Raw genomic sequence first — 22,616 nt, 5'->3', positions numbered from 1 at the left:
TTTTTTGCGTTTTATCCTCTATCGAATTATTGGCTCATCTTTTGTATGTATATTACAATAAAAAAGAATGACTTATTCCCAAACAGACTCAAAAAAGAAAATAGGAGGAAAATTATTATGACGATAAATCAGTCATCATCTGTAAAAAGGGCAATTATCACAGGAGCTGCTTCAGGAATTGGCTATGCAACAGCTAAATTATTTGTTGAACAGGGCTTTAAAGTTGGTCTGATCGATGCCGACCAAACTCGTTTAGAAACAATCTCTAAAGATTTCAAAGAAGATGGCTATGAATGCTACTATCGAAGTGTGGATGTAACGAATGAAACCAGTCTAAAAAAAGCAATCGATGAATTAACTGATAGTCTTCAAGGACTAGACATTTTTTTCAGTAATGCTGGAATAAATGGAACTTGGGCACCCATTGAATCATTAACAATTGATGAATGGGATCGTACGCTAAACACAAATCTACGCAGTACGTTTTTATGCACAAAATTTGCGATTCCTCATATGAAAGAAAATGGTGGTTCGATCATTATAACAAGCTCTATCAATGGTACTAGGATTTTCAATAATTTTGGTGCTTCTGCATATAGTGCTTCTAAAGCTGGACAAGTAGCATTTACAAAAATGGCTGCATTAGAACTAGCCCGCTACAATATTCGTGTAAACGTAATTTGTCCTGGTGCTATTGATACTGCAATCAATGAAAAAACAACATATTCTGATGAATTAAAAGAAGTTGAAATAAAAGTCGAATTTCCAGAAGGTGATCGCCCATTAAAACGTGAAACAGGAACTAGTGAACAAGTCGCTCATTCTGTTTTATTTTTAGCAACGGATGCTTCAGCTAATATTTCTGGAACTGAACTGTATGTAGATGGAGCAGAATCTTTACTTTGATAAGTAACAGTGGAAGCTGACCTGTGAGAAGTAAGAAGGTCTTGTTTCTGCTTTCAATGTTTATTCGTATTTAGGGTGTGAAGCAAAAGTAAAATCTACTTTTGTTTCACACCCTTCTTACTATTCTATGAAGAACTTGTTTTGAAAAATTCAAGGATCTCCGAACGGATTTTACTATGATCAACAATTGGCGTTGGATATTCTTTTCCAATTGAAACGTCAATAGATCTTTGAATCTCTATTGGCATTTTACTCGGCTCATGGATATATTTATTTGGCACATTTTTTAATTCTGGAATAAATTGACGAATAAAATCACCCTGAGGATCAAATTTTTCACCTTGTGTCGTGGGATTGAATATTCGAAAATAAGGAACAGCATCCGTTCCGGTAGAAGCAGCCCATTGCCAACCGCCAATGTTACTTGCTGCATCATAATCGATCAATTTTTGTTGAAAATATTTCTCCCCCATCTGCCAATCGATCATTAAATCTTTGGTCAAAAATGAAGCCACGATCATTCGCAAACGGTTATGCATCCAACCAGTCTGATTGAGTTGCCGCATACCAGCATCTACGATCGGAAAACCGGTCTGACCATTTTTCCACCGCTCAAAAGATTCTTGAGTATAATTCCAATGTAGTTTTCTATACTTTTCTTTGATTTCTTGCGTCTTCTGTTTGGGATTCTCAAAATAAATCATATTGTAAAAATCTCGCCAGCAAAGTTCAGAAATAAAGGTTTGACGACCATCAGAATCTGGCTCGGCATTAAGAGCGTACCAAACTTTTCTGATTGATAATTCACCCGTTCTTAAAAATCTTGATAATTTACTTGTTTGATCTGAATAAGGATAGTCTCTCCCTTTTTGATAATCGTGTAAGTGATTTTTCACAAAATCTTTGAGATAACTCTCTGCTGCTGCCTCTCCACATTCATAATCAAAAGGTAAGTCAATTTGTTCAATGATTTGTTTAAACTTTTTTTCCCCTTCACTAAATAAAGAGTGATTGATTTCGTTTAAGTGGTGATCTATTTCTTTAGTTCTTTGATAGGGTCTTTTAGGCATTGTAATCCATTTTCTAAAATAAGGGGTAAAGACTTTATAACTTTCTCCGGAAGGTTTTTTTATTTCCTGAACACCGTGTAAATGACTGTCTTGATAAGAATATACTTGAATCTGGTTATGTTCAAAAAAAGCAATCATCTTTTGATCGCGTTCTCTACCAAAGCCACGTTCATCTTTATTAAAATATACTGCATTCCAATCCTGAAATGCTTTTTTTAATTCAATAAAATTATCTTCTAAGTCTCCGTATAAAAAATGAATCGTTATATTTTGTGCTTTGGCCTGCTCATAAAAAGTCAATAGACTGTAGAAAAAAGAATCCTGATTGTAGCTCTCTTCCAAGAACTGCACTGGATTTAATTGAAAAATACAGACTAATTCATCCTTGTCTGTACTATTCTCCAACATCTTATTAAATGCTGTATTATCATCAAAACGAAGGTCTTTACGAAACCACATGATTGTTTTACTCATTGTATCTTTCCTTTCGCATTTCTGAATAAATCGTAGCATAGAAATGAATTTATCACCAAGATTTAAAATTGATTCGATTCTATCAACGAATCAATTAGTTCTTTTGATTTTCCTCTTTTTGTCGTTTTTCCCATAAAGGTAAAACCATATTCTCATACGCCATCGGATCAAGATTGGTCAACGTTATCCCTAATAGTCGAATTCCTTGTTCCAAACCGAGAATTTCTTCCCAAATCAAATTGGCCTGATAGTATAATTCTTCTTTTTTAGAAATATATTCCGGCAGTGTTCGACGTTTCGTCACCGTTGTATAATCTGCATAACGCACTTTTAAAACAACTGTTTTCCCATGTTTTTGAACTCGTTCTAATGATTCCTCTACTCGTTTGGCCAACTGTCGTAACTGAGCAGTCACTTGGGCTTCAGTCGTTAGAGGCGTGCCATATGTATGTTCTTTTCCCACGGATTTACGGTCTCTCGTTATGTTTACAGGTGAATCATGGATTCCTCGTACTTTTCGGTAAAGAGAATAACCCATTTTACCAAAATGGCGGATCAATTCCATCTCATCTTGTCCGTATAAATCTTCACCCGTATAAATACCTAAATCATGCATTTTAGGAACTGTTTTTTTTCCAACTCCATGAAATGCTTCAATCGGCAAAGCTTTCAAAAAAGCTTCGGCTTCATCTGGCATGACAACTGTCAAGCCCTTCGGTTTTTGAAAATCAGAAGCTAATTTGGCTAAAAATTTATTATAACTGACACCTGCAGAACAAGTTAAATGTAGCTCATTCCAGATATCGTATTGAATCAATTTAGCAACTTTTATTGCTGACTTACTATGGATTTTATTCGTTGTTACATCTAGATAAGCCTCATCTATCGAAACTGGTTCGATAATATCTGTATAACGATGAAAAATTTCTCTAATCTGCTTAGAAATTTCAGAATATTTTTCATAATTTCCAGGTTTAAAAATTGCCTCTGGACATAATTCATAAGCTTTTTGAGCACTCATTGCAGAATGGATCCCAAATTTACGCGCTTCATAATTCGCAGTAGTCACAACACCTTTACCACCTGTATCACTTGGATGGCGCGCGATCACTAGAGGATGCCCCACAAGTTCAGGATGATCACGTTCTTCTACTGACGCGAAAAAGGCATCCATATCGATATGAATAATCTTACGTGATATATCTTTTTTCAAGGGAAAACGTAGTTCACTAATCATAATCGCCATTCTCCTTTCATACGGATGCAGTATAATAGTTGATCTTTAATCAAATTTAAGAAAAATTCCTTTTTCGCTATCTTCAAGAATTTTTTTAACTTTTATTTGAGCAGGTGTTGACACACTTGATACTGACACAACTTTATCAGCGACTTTTACTAAAGGATCAACAAATCTGATTTTTTTCTTTTGCCAAATATCATAATTATCTTCACTAGAACAAACACTGCATTTCGGCGGATTATCTAATTTATCTAGCAATTGAATGATTTCAATTCTTTGACTTGATTGTAATTTTTTTAGAAAGACCGAATCGGTCGTCATTAAATCATCTAAAGTAATTTCATGATTCTCTAAACTAAGACGAATCGCTTTTGCCAGCCACTCATAACTACAAATATTTCGAGTATCATAAAAAAAATCGATGACTACTTTTCTATACTGATCTATAAACCAAATTGCCCATTCAATTGAATCTAAAACAATTTTATTTTCTATAATGCGGATTGATTTTAAAAATTGCTGAATTTCTTCTATTGGAACTGAAAAATAACGATGTACTTCTCTCAATGTATAATCGATCCTATCACAACATAATAAAGGTGCTTTTTGTTCTAATAATTGCCATTGTTCCTCATAAAAAAGGATTGTCTGATAATCAAAGCCATACTGCTTCATGAGAGTAGGAATTTCTGATTGTTCGATCAATTGTGATTTGATCTGTTCATGGTAATCATCTGCTTCATTAAATAACGCCAGATCGACTACATGTGAAAAGGCTGTATGGGATACATCATGCAATAACCCTGCAATTTGATCTTCTATTGTTCCGCCAAGTTTTCTGATCAGCAACATAACCCCGATAGAATGTTCATATCTTGTCTCATTCCAAAGTGAATGGATCAAAAATGCAGGACCAGCCATGTGAACATCTTTTAAACGCTGGATTTCTTCCGATAAAATCAAAGTAGTTAGAACAACCTCAACTTCAAACGAACCATAAAGAGCATCTTCAACAATCATCTATTTTTCCTCCAAATTTTGCTGTCCTTTACAACCATTATATACGAACGTTTGTTCATTTACAACTACATTCATTTTTTTGAATATACTACATTTATAAAAAATAAAGAAGTAATTCAGCATTAAAATTCAGCTAAACCACTTCTTTTTATCTCTTTAAATCGCTTTTACGCCTCTTTCACCTGTTCTAATTCGAATCGCCTCTTCTACATTATAAACAAAAATCTTTCCATCCCCCACCTCTCCTGTTTGACAAATAGTCAAAATCAATGAAATAACCTCTTCGACTTGTTCATCTAAAACAACAAAACTGACTTTGACTTTAGGTAGTAATGTCGTGATGATTTCTTGACCACGCACATATTCTTTTAACCCTTTCTGATTACCAAAACCTAATACTTGGCTGACAGTCATGCCTAAAGCTTCAAAACTGTCATCTATTTTCACTTTCAATTCTTCTAATTTTTCTTGCTGAATGATTGCTTCTACTTTTTTCATTTATTTTCCTCCTAAGAATCTAGTCCCATAAATGTCGGATACGCCGTCTCATCATGTTCGATTCTGTCTAATCCTAATGCTTCTTCTTTAGCTGAAACTCGAATCGGCATAAACAATTGAATTCCTTTAATAATAAGAAAACTAGCAATACCAGCAAATACAATCGTAAAAGCAATACTCGCAACCTGCGCTATAAACAATTCCGTTCCACCATAGATCAGTCCGCTTTTTCCTCCTACAGCTGGATCAGCAAATATCCCTGTCATGATTCCTCCAAAAATGCCACCCACACCATGACAACCAAAAGCATCCAGTGCATCATCATAGCCAAATTTATGTTTAACAAATGAAATAAAATAATAACAAAACGGGCTAACTAAAGCACCCAGGACAAATGAACTCCAAAGAGAAACAAAACCTGCACCTGGCGTAATCGCAACTAAACCAACAACGGCTCCCGTACAAGCACCAACAACAGTAGGTTTGCCAATTGCCAATTTTTCAATCAACATCCACGAAAGCATTCCACTTGCAGCAGCTGTATTCGTTGTAAGCATAGCATGAATCGCCAATCCGTCAGCTGCCAATGCCGATCCTGCATTAAATCCAAACCAGCCAAACCATAGCAAGCCAGCACCTAACACTACAAAAGGAATGTTATGTGGACGATATTCTATTTGCCGATATTCACGACGTTGACCTAACACAATTGCCAATACAAGGCCTGCAATTCCAGAACTAATATGAACCACATTTCCGCCTGCAAAATCGATCGATCCTATTTTTTCTAAAAATCCTCCGCCCCAAACCATGTGAGCCATTGGATAATAAACGACGATCGACCAAATAGCTATAAATAAGAAGATAGCTGAAAAGCGCATCCGCCCAACTACAGCCCCCGTAATGATCGCTGTCGTGATCAATGCAAACATCATTTGAAATCCTGCAAATAGTCCTTCTGGAATTGTCTCACCTTTTGTCATTGACACATGATTGAAAAATAGCTTGTCAATGTTTCCTACAAATAGATTTTCTCCACTGAATGACATGGAATATCCTAAAATGATCCAAAGAACGGACGCCAAACCCATCACACAAATCACCATCATCATTGTATTGAGAATATTTTTCCTTCTTTCCAAACCACCGTAAAAAAATGCTAAAGCAGGTGTCATCAAAAATACCATTGCCGAACAAATCATAATAAAGGCAATATCTCCTGTTTCCATACCAAACCCCTCCAATTCAAAAAATAAAGCCAACCTTCTTTTTAGCTTTGTCGGTTATTTTAGCATCGTTTTTTAAATTATCCTAGCAAAAATCGCTTAATCAACTAAAATAATTTCATTTTTCTGACAATTCACGTTATAAAAAATAACATCTATACCAATAGAACGCTCTCATTCTATTATCAAGGTTTAATCAACTACACCGATTATACAAAAATAAGGGCTCTATACTTTCTGATGTTGGTGAGAAATCACCGGCATCTTTTTTTAATGCAAAATAATAGAAAAGACATCCCGATATCCTTTAGAATTAAGTCGACTAAAACCAATTAAAAGGAGGAAATCAAGATGTCTTACACCAATCTTATCAAAAATACCTTAGATATTCTAGACTTAAACATTACTTTTACTGAAAATTCTTTAGAAAAAGAACGCATTAAGGGACGAATTTGTCAGGTATTTTCTGGTACATTAGACTATTTAGCCCACTCCTGTCTTCATTGTGGAGAGAAAGAAAAAGGAAAGATTATTCGTTGGGGCTATACGACTTGTCTTATTTTAATGAACGATGTGTCTGAGTATCAAACGTATTTACGCTTGAAGAAACGCCGTTTCTTCTGTTATTCCTGTGAAAGAACGTTCGTCGCTGAAACAAGTCTGATCCAAAAAGGGTGTTCGATTTCTAAGAAAGTGAAGCTATCCATTGCCGATCGATTAAGAAAGGTCACGTCTATGAGTGAGATTGCGCGTCAAAAGAAGGTCTCTGTTTCTTCTGTCTATCGCGTCTTGAAACAATTTTATGAACCGAAAAAAATCAATCGCCTGACCTTGCCTGAAGTCCTTTGTTTTGATGAATTTAAATCGGTTAAACAGGTCGCTGCTTCTATGAGTTTTATCATGATGGATGGTCAAACAAAGCAGTTAATTGATGTCATTGAAAACCGTCAATTGTCCTTTTTACAACGTTATTTTTCACGATTCTCTTTGTCTGTTCGTGAACGTGTAAAATATATCGTTTGTGATATGTACGCTCCTTATTTTTCTCTCGTCAAAAAATTGTTTCCTATGGCTCAGATTATTCTCGATCGCTTTCACATTGTCCAACACATTGGACGAACCTTTTTAAAACACCGCATTCAACGAATGAATCTGTTTCTCCAGAAAGGAACTGTAGAGGCAAAAAAATATCGACACTTGAAGAAGTACTGGAAACTTCTTCAAAAGAACCAATCGAAGCTCGATTTTGAAAAACGCCAATGGCGTCCTTCTTTCCGCACCTATTTAACAGAAACAGAACTCGTTGATCGACTCCTTGCATATGATGAGGAGTTAAAATCTGGTTACACCTGTTATCAGAACGTTCTTTATGCGGTACAAACACGAGACTACACAAGATTCCACTCGCTATTAGAACAAGATTGTTCTGGACTTCCCGTCTATTACCAAACAGTTTTTTCTACCTTTAAGAAAGTTCAAAATGAAATTAAGCATGCTCTAGAATTATCCTATTCCAATGGCCCATTGGAATGCTTGAACAACCATATCAAAGTGTTAAAGAGAAATGCGTATGGGTTTCGTAACTTTTATAACTTTAAATTGAGAATTGCTTTATGCTTTGGTAACGTTCTTTTTCAGCCAAATAGAAAAACCTAGAGGTATTTTCCTCTAGGCCTTACAATAATTGATTTAATTCTTTGGATTTTCTTCACCAACATTAGTTGACAAAGAGCCAAAATAAGCTGACTTTTGAAATCAGCTTATCTTTTAGTATTTAATCTACATGAAATTCCTTATAAACTTCTTGTTTTTTTAACCCACGAAGCTTTGCAACTTCTTTAATTGCTTCTTTAGAGGAACTGCCTGTATTCATCAATACGTCGATATGCGCCCTAATTGAAAGCTCTAGATCTGGATTTTCTACTACTTCTGATCCATCAGCCCCTTCAACCAAAAGACAACACTCTCCTTTTAACGTATGCTCTGCTAAATAATCACTCAATTCAGCCAAAGTACCACGAAGATATTCTTCGTGGAGTTTCGTCAATTCACGACAAATCACGGCTTTACGTTCTTCACCAAATACTTCTGAGAAATGCTTAATCGTTGTCGCAATTCGATGTGGTGATTCGTAAAAAATTTGCGTTGGCGATGCTGTTTTTACCTTTTCTAAAACATCTATTTGTTCTTTTTTCTTTCTAGGTAAAAAGCCATAAAACGTAAATGGCTGCGGCGATAATCCTGAAGCAATCAATGCCGTAATTCCAGCTGTCGGTCCTGGCAAAGCAACCACTTTGATTCCAGCTTCAATACATGCTTCAACCAATTCATGACCTGGATCACTAATTGAGGGCATCCCAGCATCACTGACTTGAGCAATCAGTTCGCCAGCTTCTAAGCGTTCAATAAACTGTGGAATCCGTTCTTTGTAATTATGTTCATGAAAACTGATTTGAGGAGTTGCTATCTCAAAGTGATTCAGTAATTTTTGCGTATTTCTAGTGTCTTCACTTGCAATGATCGTTGCTTCTTTTAAAATGTTGATACAGCGAAAGCTTATATCTTCTAAGTTTCCGATTGGTGTCGGCACCAAATATAGTTGCCCAATACTTGATGAATCAAAACTTTTTTGTTTTTGCATAGGCGCTCCTTTTAACTTTTTATTTACGCTATTATAAAAAGAGGCTGAAACAGAAGCTTGTACCCAAAAGGATTGTTTCTGTTCCACCATTTATTCGCATAGAGGGTGTGAAGCAAAAGTGGATTTACTTTTGTCCCACACCCTCTATATTTGATTTGATTACCAGTTATTTATATCGTTCTCCATAAATAACATCTAAACAAAAAGCACATTCCTCATCATTCTCACGGCGTGAACCATATAAAATATTACAGACATGAAATCCTTCTTCATAAAGTTTTTCTAAATTCATACGAGATTTAGATAACTCTTGCTTCGCTGGATCATTTGGGTCACTGGCTAATTTGGTCAATTCCTGTAAATGTTCCCTTAAGCGTTGGTTTTCGATTTCAAGTGTGGTATTTTTTTCGACTAACTCATGAAGTGCTTCTTTAATTTCTGATAATTGTCCCAAAGTTCCTTGTAGATCTGTCTCTAACGAACTAAGACCATCGTATAAAGAACGTTTATCCATTCTGATCACCTTTTTCGGCTTGAGCTTTTTGTGTTGCTTCTTTGATTTCTTCGTAATCATATTCCACAGCGATTTCTCGTCCAACTAAACGGACTTTGATAATACGGCTCAATAAATTCAAACCGACTACTCGACCTTTACCTTCTGGTGTCAATACATCTTTACCATAATCGGGTAATTCTTTTTTCGCTGCTTCGTATTCATCATTTTCGTATTTCAAACAACACATCAAGCGTCCACATAAACCTGAAATTTTTACTGGATTTAATGATAAGCCTTGATCTTTTGCCATTTTGATCGATACTGGCATAAAATCACCCAAAAAAGTAGAACAGCATAATTGTCTACCACATGGACCAATTCCACCCAAAATTTTTGCTTCATCTCTGACACCGATTTGACGTAATTCGATCCTTGTACGGAAGATAGCCGCTAAATCTTTGACCAACTCACGGAAGTCGATTCTACCGTCTGCTGTAAAATAAAAAACCATCTTGCTGCGGTCAAACGTGTATTCAACACGAATCAATTTCATTTCTAATTCGTGTGCTCTAATTTTTTCTTTGGCCACACTCAATGCAGCTTTTGCATCATCTATGTTCTTTTGTTCTTTTTCTAAATCAGTTTCTGATGCTTTATTTAAAATAGGTTTTAAATCCTCAGGTAAATCTTCCGGATCAATCGTTTTTTTCGGTACTGCCACTGTGGCAAGCTGTTTGGATTGCTGTGATTCCACAAGTACTTTATCGTTGTAAAAATATTCTGATTTTCCAGGAGCAAAATAATAGATATGACCTGCTTCACGGAAGCGAACTCCTACTACTTCTACCATTTTCATCCTCCTAATTAAGTTTTAGGGTGAATCATTCGTATTACTAATTGCTCACAAACACTTTGATAGCTTACATTTGCTTCCCACTTTTGCCGTGCTCTTAAAATCAGTTCAACTCGTTGTGCTTGTTGTACTATCACACGTTTTAACTGTTCTTGAGTCACTCTCTCGGTGAGTTGTTTTCGGTAATAAGCAAGTAATAAATCGAAACTCAACGCTTGTTGATCTTTTTCTTTAAATACTTTGATCATCTTTTTTTGAACATAGACAAAAGCCTGTAAATCATCTTTTATCATATAATCAAACCATTGTTGAATAATTTCCCTAGCTTCATTAAACCATTCATCCTGCGAGATTTCAACTGCTTTGTCAAAACTATTTGTCAACTCTGTCAAAAGGCTGGCTGTATTTTTACTGATTCCAGATTCTACCAAAGCCTGAACTAGTTTTTCCTTCACTAAAGGTTGAAAATGAAGAACTTGACACCGTGATTGGATCGTCGGTAAAATTTTTGCTAATGACGTCGTCTCTAATATCGCTAAAACCTTACCTTCCGGCTCTTCCAGAAATTTTAATAGGCTGTTTGCTGCACCAATACTCATTTTATCTGCTTGTTCGATCAAGAAGACTTTTTGAGCAGTCTCAACCCCACTTTTACTAAATTCTGCTTTCAACTCTCTGATTTGATCTACTTTGATCGTTTGACCATCTGGTGCGATACGTAACACATCAGGATGTTCATTTCCATTGATTCGCAGACAATTATTGCACTGATTGCAAGGATTATTCTCAGTCAGATTCGTACAGAAAATGTGCTTTGCCATCCATAAGCCAAATTCTTTTTTACCAGTTCCTGTATCGCCTTCAAAAAGATAAGCATGGGCAAGACGACCATGCTCGAAACTTTTTTGAAGTTGCTGGTAAAGAAGCGGTTGTTGTTCTTTTAAAATCTGTGCTTCATTCATTTTAGTATTGATGGAAACCTTCTACAGGAAGAACAAAGACAGTTGCACCGCCTACTTCTACCTCGACAGGGTAAGGAACTTGTCCATCCATCGTAATATCTAGTGTTACAGGAGTTGACACATATTGTTTACGAGATTGGCATGTTTTTTTGATCAATTCCAATGCTTCATCTACACGATCGTCATCGATCCCTACGATAAATGTGCTGTTTCCAGCTTTTAAAAAGCCGCCTGTTGATGAAAGTTTTGTCGCACGAATATTGGCATCAATCAGTTCATTGGCTAAACGGTTGCTATCTTTATCTTGGACAATTGCTAAAATAATTTTCATATTCGGTCACCTTCCTAATTTCTAAAATATTCTGGATAACGGTTTACGATTGCTTGAAAAGTTGCCTCTACAACATTCTCCAAGCTCATTCTTGCGTCGATCTTGATAATTCTTTCTGGATTTGCCTCCACTAGTTTCAAATATTCATGGCGAACACGTTGATGAAATTCAAGCCCTTCTGAATCTAATCGATCAATTTGTTGATGGCGATGATTTTTGATACGGTTCAATCCTGTATCTGAATCTACATCTAAATAAATTGTAAAATCAGGTACGGTCCCTTCAATCGCAAACTCATTGATTGCAGCAATTGCTTCAACGCCAATTCGTCGCCCTGCACCTTGATAAGCTAATGAACTATCCACAAAACGATCACATAAAACAATTTTGCCTTCTTCTAATGCTGGTAATACTTTTTCCATCAAGTGCTGACGTCTTGCGGCTGCATAAAGCAATGCTTCTGTACGCTCATCCATCTCCTGATTTCTTGGATCTAAAATGATTTGACGAATCTTCTCAGCAATAGGAATACCGCCAGGTTCTCTTGTCTTAATGATGCTTCTTTCTGCTGCCAGATCTAGCCTTGGATATAACTCATTCAATACACTTGTCTTTCCAGCACCGTCTGGACCTTCGATCGTTATAAAAATACCTTGCACTTTACTAATCCCCTTACTTACTTTGATTCCTTTTATCTATTATACTTTATCTATTGCTATCAGTCTAATTGAATTCCTTATTATTAAAATTTTCCTGTTGAATAAATAAAACTGGGATGAAAAACCTGATAGGCTTTGCCTTTTGATAGAAAAGAAGTATAGTTACTTTAGAGATATCAATAAAAAACCGGGAGTGATTTATTTGGAACAATTATTTGCAGCAGTTGATGATTATTTTATTGAAAAATTAGTAGAAAATGATCCCGTCTTTGATCAAATCCTTGCGAACAATCAAAAACATCAATTACCACCGCATGATGTTTCACCTTCTCAAGGAAAATTTCTTTATCTTCTTGCAAAAATCAAAGGTGCTAAACGTATTTTAGAAATTGGCACACTTGGTGGCTATAGTACACTTTGGTTTGCTAATGCTTTGGGTAATGATGGACAGGTCATCTCGCTTGAATATGATAAAAAGCATGCAGAAGTTGCTCAAGAGAATTTAGATTTTGCTGGTGTTTCAAATAGAACAACGATTATAGTCGGAGCGGCTTCTGATAGTTTAAAAAAAATGGTACAGACTCAAACGGCACCTTTCGATTTGATCTTTATTGATGCAGATAAAGAAAATAATCCAGTTTATTTACAGTATGCACTACAACTTTCGACGCCAGGAACAATTATTATTGGTGACAATGTCGTTCGTGATGGAGCTATTCTTGATTCGAGTAGTTCTGATGGAAGAGTTTTAGGGGTCCGATCTTTTGTAGATGATCTTGCCACTTCTAAGACCTTGACTTCAACGGCAATTGAAACAGTTGGTGTGAAAGGGTACGATGGTTTCACAATCAGTATTGTAGAATAATAAATAAAAGATATACGCGTATAAAAGATAAACTTATTTATCGGTATTTAGGAATGAGACAGTGAAGAACCTTTCAAAAATAGTAAGAAAAAATGAGGCGATAATATAACTCTACAAGTTATATTATCGCCCCATTTTTTCTTTATTGTTTTAATATTCTTTGAGTTGTTATTGTGATTTGACGTGTTCGATTCACTTCAAAACCTTAATGTACTGTTTATTTGAAATTTACTCTCTTACAAGCTCTTTCACTAAATTTACTTCTGCAAATCTTGCATTATTAAGTGAAATCCAGACTTTTTCCCGTAATCTTTTTTATTTTAAAGTTCACGTCGTCCTTCTACCGCTTTTAATAAAGTCACTTCATCTGCATATTCAATATCACTGCCGACAGATAATCCATGAGCTAATCTTGTCACTTTGATTCCTGCTGGTTTGATCAAACGAGAAAGGTACATTGCTGTCGCTTCTCCTTCCGTTGTCGCATTCGTTGCAATAATCACTTCTTTGACCTCATCATCATGGAGACGCTGAATCAACGAGGCAATATTGATGTCTTCTGGTCCAGTTCCTTCCATTGGTGACAACACACCGTGAAGGACATGATACAGTCCATGATATTCACGCATTTTCTCCATCGCCATCACATCTTTCGATTCTTCAACAACTAAAATAATACTACGGTCTCTTGTTGTATCCTGACAAATTTCACAAGGATCTTCCTCTGTAATATTCCCACAGATACTACAAAAATGCAGATCACGTTTCACACTGATCAAGGATTTGGCAAAAGCATTGACATCTTCTTCTTTCATATCAAGTGTATAAAAAGCCAAACGAACGGCCGTTTTTTGACCAATACCTGGTAACTTCATGTAACTTTCAACTAATTTGGCGATGGGTTCTGGATAATGCATATTTTCCAACAATTCCTTTCATATCAGGCATTCAGAGAATGATTTTTTAAGGTAACAAATAGAGTAACAAAACAATCAATATAATTCAAGTACATTCGTTTCATTCTCTTATATTTTATCAAGAGAATCACTCATAGTCGTCTAAGCCGTTTTTTTATAGTCTTTATGTCAGCACTCATACCTGACAACCACATACCATGACTATCTCTACATCATGAAATTATGGCCTATTAGTTTTCAATAATTTTAATTGGTTGATAATTTGAATTACTATCATAATCGTTAATGTAGTCAAAATAGCTGAAACAATAGAAATGCCATTAAAATCAACTTCATTTATTGGCGAGTTCCATAAGAAATGCAATACGATCGGAGCAATAAGCCAGAGATACGCGTCTCGTTTGCTTATGTTTTTATTTTTGGTTATTAAACAGATAATACCTAATGAAAGGATTCCCGTATAGGACCAATGAGAGCTGATTGAACCCGATATTCTAATGATCACTTGAGGAACGACATCTTGGATCGATTCACTTGCAGCATTTACTACATATGAAATATCTTCCATAATCTGAAAACCAAGCCCCACACTTACACCTACTCCGAAAACTTCAGATAATTTCTTGATTTTTAATAAATAGATGATCAACAACACACATAAAAATTTAGTTGATTCCTCAACAATAGGTGCTGTCAATGAATCTATCCAATTTATGATAGACGTAGACTTTCCAAATAGGCTATTGATCAAACTTGCGCCGATCTCATTACCAAAAGCAGATAACCACCCTGGAATAAAAGCTCCACCAAAAATCCCAAGTACGATCATATAGCTCGGAATATTGAAATAACTCGAAAATTTCTTCAATAATAGAGTACCTGGTACAATATACAGACATAATAGCAATAATGATAAAAATAATACTAAGTAGGCTGAATTATTCAAATTTGATAGACCAATACTTTCTAATTCATAACTAATACCCATAGAAGCAAGTAAAATAAATAAAAATAAACAAATTTTCTTTAACATTTTCTTCCTCCTCATAGGCAGATGATCATTCACTCACTAAACAACCACTAAAAAAGATGAACTCAAAACCTATCCTCGAGTCCATCTTATTTCTAGTCACTTTTAAACTAAAATCCTGGCATGCCTTTAGCATATTTGCCCATTGTTGCTTCTGTTTCTTTTTCAACTTTAGTCAAGGCATCATTGACTGCCATAATCACTAAATCTTGCAGCATTTCTGCATCTTCTGGATCAATCACATCTTCTTTGATCGAAATATCTTTCATTTTACGGTCTCCAGTAAATGTTGCTGTCACTAAATCATTGCTTGAAGCTCCTACAAATTCTCTTACGTTTAATTCAGCTTGCGCCTTTTCCATATCTTTTTGCATTTTTTGGACTTGTTTCATCATCCCTTGCATATTTCCCATGCCTCGCATCATAACTATCGTCTCCTCTTAATCATTTATTACTTCAACAAGCGCCTCACCAAACATGGCAATCGCTTCGTCTACTACTTGATTGTTGACTTCTGCTTTCGGTTCTTCTGTTAGTAAATGATTCTCTTCATTATTATCAGATTGCTTTTCATTGATTTGATCATCTGATGTTTCTTTATTTTGGCTGATAAATGACTGGCGCAGCTTCGGCCAGCTTTCTTTGGTGATACAAACCATGTCAGGTGCGTAATTGTTTACCAAACGGCTTAAGTTATTATGAACGGCTAACTGCATTTCCTCATCTTCCATGGCTCGGCCGCAGACGATCTCATACTCAAACGCGATCACTAAACCATTAGGACCTGCTGCAACTGGCTCACTGGCTTTTAGCATCGCCCTTTGGGTCACAGACATCATTTGTAATAGGTCATCCCAAACATTTTTGACGTTCAATAAATGATCTTTTGTCGCTTCATTCAGCACTTTATACACAAGCTCTGTTGGTATTCGCAGAGTATTCTTGCTACTTGTCGCTCGTGTCACTTTAGCAGGCTCAGCTTCTTTAGCTGTGACACCATTTTTCTTCAACTCTGTTAATTCTTTTTGTAATTGTTCGATTTGTTGTTGTAAGGTCGAAATCTCTGCAGTTGACATTGGCTGAGACTCAGTTGAAATTTCGACTGGTCTTTTAACTGATTTAGCTAATTTAACCGTTGCTACCTCGAGATAAATATTCGCATTATTGGTAAAACGAATATCATTTTGCGTATCGCTTAAAATTTGGATCATCTGATAAATTTTTTCTGCAGCAGTCTGTCCTGCTAATTCTTTGAACTTCTCTGTCAAATTTCCGACTTTTTCAGCTAACAAATTAGGCGCTTGTTGAAACATAAGTAAGTCACGGCAATATAACAATAAATCTTCTAAAAAGCGCCTTGCCTCTTTACCAGAGCTAAGAATACTTTCTAATACTTCTAGCGCTTGCTCAACATCTCCTGTTACACAGTTGAAAATATATTGATCCATCATTTCATAAGTTAAACTACCCGTCACTTGCATTGCATCTGTCAAAGTAACTTTTTCATCGCTAAATGAAATCGTCTGATCTAAGATACTCAAAGCATCTCGCATTCCACCCTCGGCAGCTCGGGCAATGACATATAATGCCTGTTCTTCAAATCCAACATCGATTTGTTTTAAAATATACCCCAAATGATCCACTATATCTTGTGTACTAATTCGTTTGAAGTCAAAACGCTGTGTTCTTGAAATGATCGTTAATGGAATCTTATGTGGTTCAGTTGTTGCTAAAATAAAAATCACATTTTGCGGTGGTTCTTCCAAGGTTTTTAACAATGCATTAAAAGCACCAGTAGACAACATATGTACTTCATCGATGATATAGACTTTATATTCTGCTTGTGTTGGGGCGTATTTTGCTTTATCACGGATGTCACGAATCTCTTCTACCCCATTATTACTCGCCGCATCGATTTCGATTACATCGTTCAAACGACCTTCCGTTATCGCAATACATGTCTCACATTCATTACACGGTTCCCCATCAACGCTATGTTTACAGTTGATTGCTTTAGCAAAAATTTTCGCCGCACTTGTCTTCCCTGTTCCTCTTGGGCCGGTAAACAAATAGGCATGCGAGGTTTTCTTTTGTATGATCGCATTTTTTAATGTCTGTGTGATTGCTTTTTGACCAACAACGTCATCAAAACGCTGAGAACGCCAGACACGATACAAAGCTTGATAAGCCATAATTTACCCCTCCCTCGACATTTCACTATCTTCTATTATACGTGATTTTTATGGATAAGGCATTAAAAAAAGAAGTTCATTAAAAAATTCTTTCAAAAAAAATGAGAGAGCTTGGGACATAAGTACTAACGAAAAATCCAGATACCAGTCAAATTGATTGGCATCTGGATTGTTTTTTTGTACAAAAATAAGAACACCTTTGCTAAAATAAAAGTGACTAAACAAATAAGTCAGCGAGGTGTTCTTATGTTTAAAAATTATACCACAAATCAAGTCGTTCTTCCTCTAGATTTTAGTTTTCAGTTAGAAAAAAACGATATTGCGTTTGTCATTGATCAATTAGTTGAAAGTATTCCGGAGGAACGCTTTCTTCCTTTTCATCATCAAATGGGGCCTTCTTCTTATCATCCGAAAATGATGATGAAGATGATTTTATGTGCCTACACACAATCTGTATTTTCTGGTCGCAAGATTGAAGCCTTGACGAAAGACAGTATTCGCATGATGTGGCTTACTCAAAGTTATCAACCTAGTTATCGAACCATCAATCGTTTTCGAGTGAATCCTTTAGTGAATGCACTCCTTCGGGAGTGCTTCGTCCAGTTCCGTAGCCAATTAGTCAAGGAACAATTAATCGATGAAGAAGCCATTTTTATCGATGGTACAAAGATTGAAGCCAACGCCAATAAATACACCTTTGTTTGGAGAAAATCCATTGATAACTTTGATAAAAAGCTTACTGAAAAATCAAATTTTCTCTACGATGAATTGTTAAAGAATCAAATTATTCCTGAAATTGAGCGAGAGTCCTCAAAAGAATTATCTGTCACTGAATTAGGTAAGATTGAAGAAAATCTCGCGCATGTTGTCGAAAAGTTTACAGAAAAAATCGAACAAGCAGAGGATGGAATTACGCGCAAATCAATCCGTTCTAAACGAAAAATTCCTAAAAAATTAAGGACACTTTTCAAGGACTTTAAAGAGCGAAAACTCGCTTATCAAAAACATAGACAGATTTTAGGGCAACGAAACAGTTACTCTAGAACTGATCTAGATGCCACTTTTATGCGCATGAAAGACGATCATATGAAAAATGGTCAGTTGAAAGCAGGTTATAATCTTCAAATCGCCACGAACAGTCAGTATATTTTAGGCTATGATCTTTTCTCAAATCCAACAGATACACGAACATTGCGCCCTTTTTTAACCACTTTAAAAGAGCGTTTCTTTGATCTGCCAAACTATATTGTCGCAGATGCCGGCTATGGAGGAGAAGAAAACTATCAAGCGGTTTTAGAGGATCACGAGCGAACACCACTCATCACTTATGCCATGTACCATAAAGAACAGAAGAAAAAGTTTAAACAAAATCCGTTCCTTCCAGCAAACTGGTCGTATCAGGAATTAGATGATACGTTTCTTTGTCCAAACGGACGAAAAATGAATTTTCGAAACTATTCTATTCGTACAGATAAATATGGCTTTAAACGTTATTTAAAACGGTATGAATGTGAAGACTGCTCGAATTGTCCTCTTCGAAGCCAGTGTACAAAAGCGAAGAGTGACAAGAATCGTGAGATTCAAAAGAACATGAATTGGGAATACTTTAAAGCAAGAATTCAACAGCTGCTTTCAGAAGAAGAAACAGGTAAACTCTATCGTCAACGAAAAATTGACGTCGAACCAGCTTTCGGACATTTGAAGGCTTGTTTAGGGTTCACTCGGTTCTCTGTTCGAGGGAAACAACAGGCACACAATGAAATTGGATTCGCGTTAATCGCAGTAAATTTAAGGAAATATAGGCTAAGTAAGCTAGAAAACATGAAGGATTCTCCCAATAATCTAAAAAATAAAAGACTGAAAAACATTTTTATGATTTTCGGTCTTCTGTTTTATTTGTCTTAAGACTTATGTCCCAAGCTCTCTCACATAGAATCCGTGTAAATGGTAAGAGCAAAGCAATTCCTTAGAAAATAAAACAAAATTCACAAAAATTTGAAGAACAATTTTCGTGAATTTCTTCTTATTTTCTAAGGGTTAGGTACTTCTGTCCTATCCTTTTTAAATAACTATTAAATATGAGTGTCAGTTTCTTCTTTTTTTATTAATCCATCTTGAGCTCGGAACATTTGATTGTAACGTTCTTCATCTTCTTGATTGTCTCTGATCACTTTTGAAAGTGTAAAAGATGTAGAAATCAATCCAACAGATCCCATCAAATAGTACCCTTTAACCATCAATGGTTCTTTCAAGGTGTATAGACCAATCAACATCAATGCTACAAAAAAGGCAAATGATCCCCAACTTAGAAAGACAAATGCAGGTGTGTTTCTGTACGCTTTCTTTTTCATAATTCTCTCCTTTTAAATAAAAATACCATTTTAGTATAGCATTACTACTTATTAAATGACAATCCTTATTTTAATTTCGAACGTAATAATTGGCTTTAATAATCAAATAAAATAACATTTCAGACATTTAAATAGGCAATATCCTTTGGCAGAACTAGGCGTCTTTTATCAATATATTTTCGTAAGTCAGTGAGATTTTTGAATGACGGAATGTCTTCAACAATCATATTAATCTCTTCATCCACTGTTTCAACTGCATAATTTGATACATATAAATCATAATTTTGCTTGAAACTCTCAACTATTGGGTCATAAAAATGACTCTCTTGAATAGAAAGATTAATCTTATTTTGGAAATTTTCTTTTAAAACAGAACTAAGTAGCTGAGCATGTTCCTTCCCTAAATCACTTAATACTAATACCGATAATTGGTGCCTCATTTCATCTGTAAGCTTGCCCAAATCTTGCCAGCGAATTGCCATTTCATGAAGAATTACATCTAAATAGATTGTTTCCCAGGGGAACTTCATTTTTGCTTCTAGAACATTTAAGGCTTTATTGACCACAGCCGTAAATACAACAAAATTTTGTTTGATTGCTCTGCTGGAATACAAATAGCGATTATAGACCATAAATTTTTTATAAGGAAACATTTTGTGTTTTGCATAAAGATACTCGATCAAACGAACAATACTTACTCTACTTTGCTCTGAAATAGAAATAGACAAAGCGTCTTTGATTGTATTCACCAAATTTTCCGCTTGATTTATAACATTTATTTTTTCTTGTTCGTTATCCCATCCAAAATCCCACCAAAAAATAGAATAACAAAAATCTTCATACCAATTATCAGGAAGCACTACATTTAATGGTTCAGCAATTGCTTCGACATCTGATTGATATTTTCTAACATCGATCGTATTTTTTACAAAACAATTGATTGGGTCTTTTCTATTCTTAATTAAAAAGCCTTGCCGTTCTCTAATAATGGTTATTGCAATCGAATATGCTAAATTAACAATTTGGCTATCATTCAATTTTAAGTTGAATTTTTCATTGATCTTGTTTGATAAACTGAAGACTTTTTCTCGGTCTAAATGAAAGGGCCATTCCCGAATACCGTAAACCTCAATAAAATAGCAAGTAAAAAAATAGCGAATCTGTCGTTCATCTTTTCCATGTACAAAATACGGGGATCGACTCATTTGAATATTGCGGTCTTTTAACGCTGAACTAATCAAATTTGACAAACGATATAAACTAGAATTACTTAAAAATAGTTTTTTCTCCCAATAAGCTGCCGATTGCTTAGGTTCAAAAAAAATCGATTCTAATAAAGTAAACGCATTTGATTCTTGCATAATTTCAATATAAATTTCATGAATCGACTTGTGTGGGGAAGCAATCAGCCTGATTCCGTGCTTTCTGGAAGTTTCTATTGTCAGATAATCTGACCAGCGATCTTCTATGTACTGACAATCCAACATGATCGTTTTTTTTGAGCATTCAATATGCTCAGCAAGATAATCCGAAGTGATCCAGTTATTTGGTCCATTCAATAAGTTCAGCAATAACACTCTTCGATGCATAGACGGCGATAGCAATCTCTCCATTTTCTCTCCTCTTTTCAACTTTTCTCTATCTTTCTTCAAATTTTTCCATTAGTTAAGATTTTTTTGAAGAAATCCCTATTTAACAATAATTATAGCATCTTTTGGTCCATTTTTAAATCAAACTGAAGCGCAACAGAATTGGTTTATTTAAAGCCGGGTCTTATTATAAGAATATAAAAACGCGGATTTAAAATTTATCGATAAATGGAAAATCTCACCACAATTTGGGAGGGATTCTACATGAAAAAAAACACAATAAAACACACTATTATCATTGGTTTCATCAGTATTTTTGCTATTACTTTATTTCTAGGTGGATTCATTTTTACCGATGTGTTTAGTAAATTAGGCAGTTTAGCTAATGAGACTAAAAAAGAAAAAATCACCATGGTAAAGAATGTTCCGACAGAAAAGCAATTGGAAAAAAGTGCAACGGCTACTGAGAAAAAACAACGGAAAGAAAAAATCGTTGCGTTGAATACTGCCAAAGATGCTGTTGCACCAAAGATCAATGTACCAGAAGAAACTATTGAACAAAATGCTCAAGTAAATGTATATGATGGCGTCACTTCGACTGACAATAAAGACGGTGATGTGACAGCTAAGATATCTGCAGATGGCGTCTTAGATACATCTGTTATAGGCACACAAACCATTCGTTATACTGCAACGGATTCTAGTGGAAACACTGGTAGTGCTGATAGAATATATAATATTGTGCCAAAAAATGAGCCTGAAACAACTCCTGTTGTAGAACAAGCTCCTGTAGAACAAACAGTAGCACTTACCGAACCTGCCAAAGCTAGTGCATCCGTACCTGAAGCTCCAGTGGAACCGACATATGGAGCAATGACTATCACGATGAATGGCCAAACGATTCCCTATCAAAATGGCGGTCAAGGTAGTGGACAAAGTGTGATCGATTCTAATCCTAGCGGTGTCGCTTCTACTTGGGGAGGAGCTGCTGTTCAATCGGGTGATGATGGTCAAAACACTCATTTTATCGGTCATAATCCTGGTGCCTTTTCAACTGTTTTCTCATTAGGTGCAGGTAGTCAAATCGTTGTAACAGATGCCAGCGGAACTCCGACTACGTATACTGTACAGACAACGCTTCAATTAGACGACTATGGAATGGAAGTAGGAACAGGCACCGACTACTGGGATCTTACAGTTGGTACAGGTGGCGGAGAACGTATTACTTTGCAAAGCTGTGTGAACGATGATATAAACTTGTTTGTAATTGCTTATAAATAGTAAAAAAGAGCATCA

Annotated in this window: 22 protein-coding genes; 5 read left to right on the top strand and 17 right to left on the bottom strand. The window is 35.6% G+C overall.

The genetic code is table 11. The annotated features are described in order from the left end of the window. The first annotated feature begins 117 nt into the window (after positions 1-117). Entirely contained in the window at positions 118-906 is a 789-nt protein-coding gene (locus AC4BC4_RS04300) for an SDR family oxidoreductase (RefSeq protein WP_438758528.1), read from the top strand. 125 nt (positions 907-1,031) lie between these two features. Here AC4BC4_RS04300 and AC4BC4_RS04295 read toward each other — a convergent pair whose 3' ends face one another. The 5 genes from AC4BC4_RS04295 to AC4BC4_RS04275 all read right to left on the bottom strand — a co-directional run bounded on the left by AC4BC4_RS04295 (position 1,032) and on the right by AC4BC4_RS04275 (position 6,437). Continuing rightward, positions 1,032-2,450: a cryptochrome/photolyase family protein gene (locus AC4BC4_RS04295; RefSeq protein WP_490476885.1), complete on the bottom strand. Its 1,419-nt coding sequence runs from the start codon at positions 2,448-2,450 to the stop codon at positions 1,032-1,034. Between the two features lie 94 nt (positions 2,451-2,544). Beyond that, a complete protein-coding gene (gene dinB, locus AC4BC4_RS04290; RefSeq protein WP_490476884.1) occupies positions 2,545-3,687 on the bottom strand; it encodes a DNA polymerase IV in 1,143 nt (380 codons plus the stop codon). 45 nt (positions 3,688-3,732) lie between these two features. Then, positions 3,733-4,710 carry an HD domain-containing protein gene (locus tag AC4BC4_RS04285; RefSeq protein WP_490476883.1) on the bottom strand — a complete coding sequence of 326 codons (978 nt, stop codon included), beginning with the start codon at positions 4,708-4,710 and terminating at the stop codon, positions 3,733-3,735. A gap of 156 nt (positions 4,711-4,866) precedes the next feature. Next, entirely contained in the window at positions 4,867-5,208 is a 342-nt protein-coding gene (locus AC4BC4_RS04280) for a P-II family nitrogen regulator (RefSeq protein WP_490476882.1), read from the bottom strand. Between the two features lie 11 nt (positions 5,209-5,219). After that, positions 5,220-6,437, bottom strand: coding sequence for an ammonium transporter (locus AC4BC4_RS04275; protein ID WP_490476881.1), 1,218 nt, complete (start codon positions 6,435-6,437; stop codon positions 5,220-5,222). A 348-nt stretch (positions 6,438-6,785) separates the two neighbouring features. On the opposite strand from AC4BC4_RS04275, the gene AC4BC4_RS04270 reads away from it, so the two are divergent. Then, positions 6,786-8,090 (top strand): ISL3 family transposase, encoded by a 1,305-nt coding sequence (locus tag AC4BC4_RS04270; protein ID WP_438755906.1) that lies wholly within the window; start codon positions 6,786-6,788, stop codon positions 8,088-8,090. 118 nt (positions 8,091-8,208) lie between these two features. Here AC4BC4_RS04270 and rsmI read toward each other — a convergent pair whose 3' ends face one another. The 6 genes from rsmI to tmk all read right to left on the bottom strand — a co-directional run bounded on the left by rsmI (position 8,209) and on the right by tmk (position 12,376). After that, the gene (rsmI, locus tag AC4BC4_RS04265) at positions 8,209-9,075 is read right to left on the bottom strand and encodes a 16S rRNA (cytidine(1402)-2'-O)-methyltransferase (protein WP_490477347.1); all 867 of its coding nucleotides are present in this window, start codon (positions 9,073-9,075) and stop codon (positions 8,209-8,211) included. 166 nt (positions 9,076-9,241) lie between these two features. Then, positions 9,242-9,589, bottom strand: coding sequence for a DNA replication initiation control protein YabA (locus tag AC4BC4_RS04260; RefSeq protein ID WP_010773302.1), 348 nt, complete (start codon positions 9,587-9,589; stop codon positions 9,242-9,244). Beyond that, positions 9,582-10,421, bottom strand: coding sequence for a PSP1 domain-containing protein (locus AC4BC4_RS04255; RefSeq protein ID WP_490476880.1), 840 nt, complete (start codon positions 10,419-10,421; stop codon positions 9,582-9,584). The genes AC4BC4_RS04260 and AC4BC4_RS04255 overlap by 8 nt, the downstream gene beginning before the upstream one ends. A gap of 14 nt (positions 10,422-10,435) precedes the next feature. Next, on the bottom strand, positions 10,436-11,386 hold the full coding sequence (gene holB / locus AC4BC4_RS04250; protein WP_490476879.1) for a DNA polymerase III subunit delta': 951 nt from the start codon (positions 11,384-11,386) through the stop codon (positions 10,436-10,438). Between the two features lies 1 nt (position 11,387). Next, entirely contained in the window at positions 11,388-11,717 is a 330-nt protein-coding gene (darA, locus tag AC4BC4_RS04245) for a cyclic di-AMP receptor DarA (protein ID WP_069645446.1), read from the bottom strand. 14 nt (positions 11,718-11,731) lie between these two features. Beyond that, positions 11,732-12,376, bottom strand: coding sequence for a dTMP kinase (gene tmk / locus AC4BC4_RS04240; protein WP_490476878.1), 645 nt, complete (start codon positions 12,374-12,376; stop codon positions 11,732-11,734). A 193-nt stretch (positions 12,377-12,569) separates the two neighbouring features. Between tmk and AC4BC4_RS04235 the strand changes: the two genes are divergently transcribed. Then, complete coding sequence (locus AC4BC4_RS04235) at positions 12,570-13,241, top strand: O-methyltransferase (protein WP_490477346.1); 672 nt, start codon at positions 12,570-12,572, stop codon at positions 13,239-13,241. A gap of 320 nt (positions 13,242-13,561) precedes the next feature. Here the strand turns inward: AC4BC4_RS04235 and recR are convergent, their stop codons facing one another. The 4 genes from recR to dnaX form a co-directional block, all read right to left on the bottom strand. Continuing rightward, positions 13,562-14,158, bottom strand: coding sequence for a recombination mediator RecR (gene recR / locus AC4BC4_RS04230; RefSeq protein ID WP_438758860.1), 597 nt, complete (start codon positions 14,156-14,158; stop codon positions 13,562-13,564). Between the two features lie 220 nt (positions 14,159-14,378). Next, positions 14,379-15,191, bottom strand: coding sequence for a PrsW family glutamic-type intramembrane protease (locus tag AC4BC4_RS04225; protein WP_490476877.1), 813 nt, complete (start codon positions 15,189-15,191; stop codon positions 14,379-14,381). A 107-nt stretch (positions 15,192-15,298) separates the two neighbouring features. After that, positions 15,299-15,613: a YbaB/EbfC family nucleoid-associated protein gene (locus tag AC4BC4_RS04220; RefSeq protein WP_490476876.1), complete on the bottom strand. Its 315-nt coding sequence runs from the start codon at positions 15,611-15,613 to the stop codon at positions 15,299-15,301. Between the two features lie 15 nt (positions 15,614-15,628). Next, positions 15,629-17,380: a DNA polymerase III subunit gamma/tau gene (gene dnaX / locus AC4BC4_RS04215; RefSeq protein WP_490476875.1), complete on the bottom strand. Its 1,752-nt coding sequence runs from the start codon at positions 17,378-17,380 to the stop codon at positions 15,629-15,631. A gap of 246 nt (positions 17,381-17,626) precedes the next feature. On the opposite strand from dnaX, the gene AC4BC4_RS04210 reads away from it, so the two are divergent. Beyond that, positions 17,627-19,285, top strand: a complete 1,659-nt coding sequence (locus AC4BC4_RS04210; protein WP_490477345.1) for an IS1182 family transposase — start codon at positions 17,627-17,629, stop codon at positions 19,283-19,285. A gap of 167 nt (positions 19,286-19,452) precedes the next feature. Here AC4BC4_RS04210 and AC4BC4_RS04205 read toward each other — a convergent pair whose 3' ends face one another. Beyond that, the gene (locus tag AC4BC4_RS04205) at positions 19,453-19,731 is read right to left on the bottom strand and encodes a YiaA/YiaB family inner membrane protein (RefSeq protein WP_438758512.1); all 279 of its coding nucleotides are present in this window, start codon (positions 19,729-19,731) and stop codon (positions 19,453-19,455) included. 119 nt (positions 19,732-19,850) lie between these two features. After that, entirely contained in the window at positions 19,851-21,344 is a 1,494-nt protein-coding gene (locus tag AC4BC4_RS04200; RefSeq protein ID WP_438758511.1) for an AcpB/EbpR/MafR family transcriptional regulator, read from the bottom strand. A gap of 240 nt (positions 21,345-21,584) precedes the next feature. Between AC4BC4_RS04200 and AC4BC4_RS04195 the strand changes: the two genes are divergently transcribed. After that, entirely contained in the window at positions 21,585-22,601 is a 1,017-nt protein-coding gene (locus AC4BC4_RS04195; RefSeq protein ID WP_490476874.1) for an immunoglobulin-like domain-containing protein, read from the top strand. Positions 22,602-22,616 lie beyond the last annotated feature (15 nt).

The sequence above is a fragment of the Enterococcus sp. AMC1086 genome, from assembly GCF_058216575.1.
This window is presented reverse-complemented; position numbering and strand designations above follow the sequence as displayed.